Genomic DNA, 2814 nt, shown 5'->3' on the forward strand with positions numbered 1-2814 from the left:
GATGAGCCCCTTCGGACTGACGCCGGGCTTTCAGGGCCCCGCCCAGCCCACCGGTCAGGAAGCCGGAGAAGATCCCGACGTCGGACCGGTCGCGCCGTTCATGATGGCGGTGATCAATTCCAAGAACGTGCACCGCTCGAATTTGCTGATGGGTCACGCCTATGGCCAGGACTTCGTCTACGACGAAATGGTGATGAGTTCGCCGGAGTCGGGCGGGCCGGGCTTCACCGACATGGCCTCGTTGCCGGGCGGCGTGCCCAAGCCGGGCGACGGCCCGACCAAGGCCGAACGAGAGGCAGGTTTCTACGACATCCTGTTCGTGGGCATCGCCGCCGACGGCCGTCAGGTGCGGGTATCGGTAAAGGGCGACATGGACCCGGGATATGGGTCCACGTCCAAGATGCTGGCCGAGGCAGCGATCTGCCTCGTGCGAGCGCCCGACGTCGCCGGCGGTGTCTGGACCCCGGGCGCGGCGCTGCAGGGGCGGCTGGTGGACCGACTGCAGGCCCACGCGGGCCTCAGCTTCGTTGTTGAGAGCTGAACCTCAGGCCGCCGTCCATCCACCGTCCATCGACAGGTTCGCGCCGGTGATCTGGCTGGCGGCGTCCGAGCACAGGAAGACGGCCATGGCCGCCACCTGATCCGAAGTCACGAACTGCTTGGTGGGTTGGGCGGCCAGCAGGACGTCGTTGATGACCTGCTCTTTGGTCATGCCGCGGGCGGCCATGGTGTCAGGGATCTGCTTCTCCACCAGCGGCGTCCAGACGTAGCCGGGGCTGATGCAGTTGACGGTGATCTTCGAGGCCGCCACTTCGAGCGCTGCCGTCTTGGTGAGACCGACCAGACCGTGCTTCGCCGCCACATAGGCCGACTTGAAGGGCGAGGCGACGAGGCTGTGGGCCGAGGCGGTGGAGATGATCCGGCCCCACTGGCGCGCCTTCATCCCCGGGATCGCCGCGCGCATGGCGTGGAAGGCCGACGACAGATTGATCGCCAGAATCTGGTTCCACTTGTCGACCGGGAACTCATCGACGGGCGCCACGTGCTGGATCCCGGCATTGTTGATCAGGATGTCCACTCCGCCAAACCTTGCCTCGGCCGCCGCGATCATGGCGGCAATGGCTGCGCCATCGGTCATGTCCGCGCCGTCATAGCTGGCCTTGACCCCGAATTCGGCTTCGATACCGGCCCGCTCGGCCTCGATGGCGGCGGGGTCGCCAAACCCGTTGAGAACCACATTGGCGCCTTCCCGGGCCATGGCGCGGGCGATGGCCAGGCCGATCCCGCTGGTGGATCCGGTGATCAGGGCGGTCTTGTTTGCGAGGGTCATTCAGAGCTCCGGGGCGTCTGGAAGGGCATGGGCGATGTCATGACCTATCCGGGCCTGAACGGCCACCGCCCGAATGATGATACCGGCCGCGATTGGCTCGCCAACCTCCCCCATGAATGGGGGAGGTTCTTCTCTTCTGCTCACATCAATCCCAGCGCCTTGAAACTGGCTACGCCGTCGCGGCCGGCGTGCACCACGCCAACCTCCCCCGTTTACGGGGGAGGGGAACCACGAAGTGGTGGAGCAACCATGTTCAGGTGGTGGCATGTTTGACCCAGGGCTGGCTGCGGGAGAGGACGAGGTTAGCGGCCTCGATGAGCTTTCGCATGACGGCGACTATGGCGACCTTCGTTGGCTTTCCGCGTTGAGTGAGGCCGTCGGCGAAGCGTTTGAAGCCGGCGTCGCAGCGCTTGGCGCTGAGGGCTGCGAGGTAGAGCATACGGCGTGGTCGGTCGCGTCCGCCGGAGATGAAGCGCTGACCCTTCCACTGGCCGCTGTCGCGGTCATGGGGCGCCACGCCGATCAGGGCGGCGGCCTGGCCTTTGCGCATCGCGCCCAGTTCGGGCATGCGCACCACGAGGGTGGCGGCTACCACCGGCCCAACGCCTGGCAGCGAGAGCAGCAGCCGGAAACGGCCCAGCAGATCGGCATGGGCCTTGATGACGTTCAGCACCTGCCGGATCAGCCGGGCCTTCAACCGGATCAAGGAAGCCAGCTGGGCGTGGAGGTCCTTGATCAGGTCCTTAAGGACGACATGTTCCAGACCGTTCTTCAACTGAGCGATCATGTCGGTGATCTGCTCATAGGCGGTCAGCCGCTCGGCCAGCTCCGTCAGCCGGGGATCCAGCGCGGCGCGCACCGTGTCGATCTGGGCGGTCGCCGCTGCAATGACGGCCGCGTCCAGCCGGTCATTCTTGGCCATCCGCCGCTTCAGCCGGGCAAAGAGACGCACCTCCAGCGGCTGATGCACCACCACCTCAAAGCCCGCCGCCTCCAGCGCCAGGCGCGCGGCCCGCTCGTAGCCGCCCGTGGCCTCCAGGCCGACCCGGCCCACCTCGCGGGCCTTCAGCCAGGCGATCAGCTCGCTGAAACCGGCGGGCGCATTACCCACCCGCGTCAGGTCTTCCATCCCGTGGACCGCCGCATCCAGGTGCGCCTTGCCCACATCGACACCGGCGATCTTCGTGTTAGTCTTCGTCTGTTCCATCGACCCAACTTTGTGGCTTCGGACCCCATCGTCCCTGCAACCATCCGGGTCATGAAACATCGGCGGCGGTCCCGCTCCACCACAGTCCGCAAGGGCTCAGGGGGCTTCGACCCTTCCACCGATTGCCTGCCTGGTGTTGTCGCACCGGGCAGGCGTCCCGGAAGACATCCCCAATCTGGCATACTTCCGACAGACAAGGGGGCATGCGCCGCTATCGCCCCCAGCGCCAATGGCTCTCGATCATGGACCTCGGCGATGGAACGGGTCTGGCGATGCG

General features: G+C 66.2%; 2 protein-coding genes and 1 pseudogene. 1 reads left to right on the top strand and 2 read right to left on the bottom strand.

Going from position 1 to position 2814, the window contains the following annotated elements; genetic code table 11:
• Positions 1-541: pseudogene (locus ACIQ42_RS17760) on the top strand (saccharopine dehydrogenase); the annotation flags it as partial.
• Positions 542-544: 3 nt separating this feature from the next.
• On the opposite strand, the gene ACIQ42_RS17765 reads toward ACIQ42_RS17760, so the two are convergent.
• Positions 545-1330: a 3-hydroxybutyrate dehydrogenase gene (locus tag ACIQ42_RS17765; RefSeq protein ID WP_397423557.1), complete on the bottom strand. Its 786-nt coding sequence runs from the start codon at positions 1328-1330 to the stop codon at positions 545-547.
• A 253-nt stretch (positions 1331-1583) separates the two neighbouring features.
• Positions 1584-2537 carry an IS110 family transposase gene (locus ACIQ42_RS17770; protein ID WP_397423558.1) on the bottom strand — a complete coding sequence of 318 codons (954 nt, stop codon included), beginning with the start codon at positions 2535-2537 and terminating at the stop codon, positions 1584-1586.
• Positions 2538-2814: the final 277 nt, after the last annotated feature.

It is taken from the genome of Phenylobacterium sp. (assembly GCF_044372605.1).
In the GTDB taxonomy this organism is placed as follows: Bacteria; Pseudomonadota; Alphaproteobacteria; order Caulobacterales; family Caulobacteraceae; genus Phenylobacterium.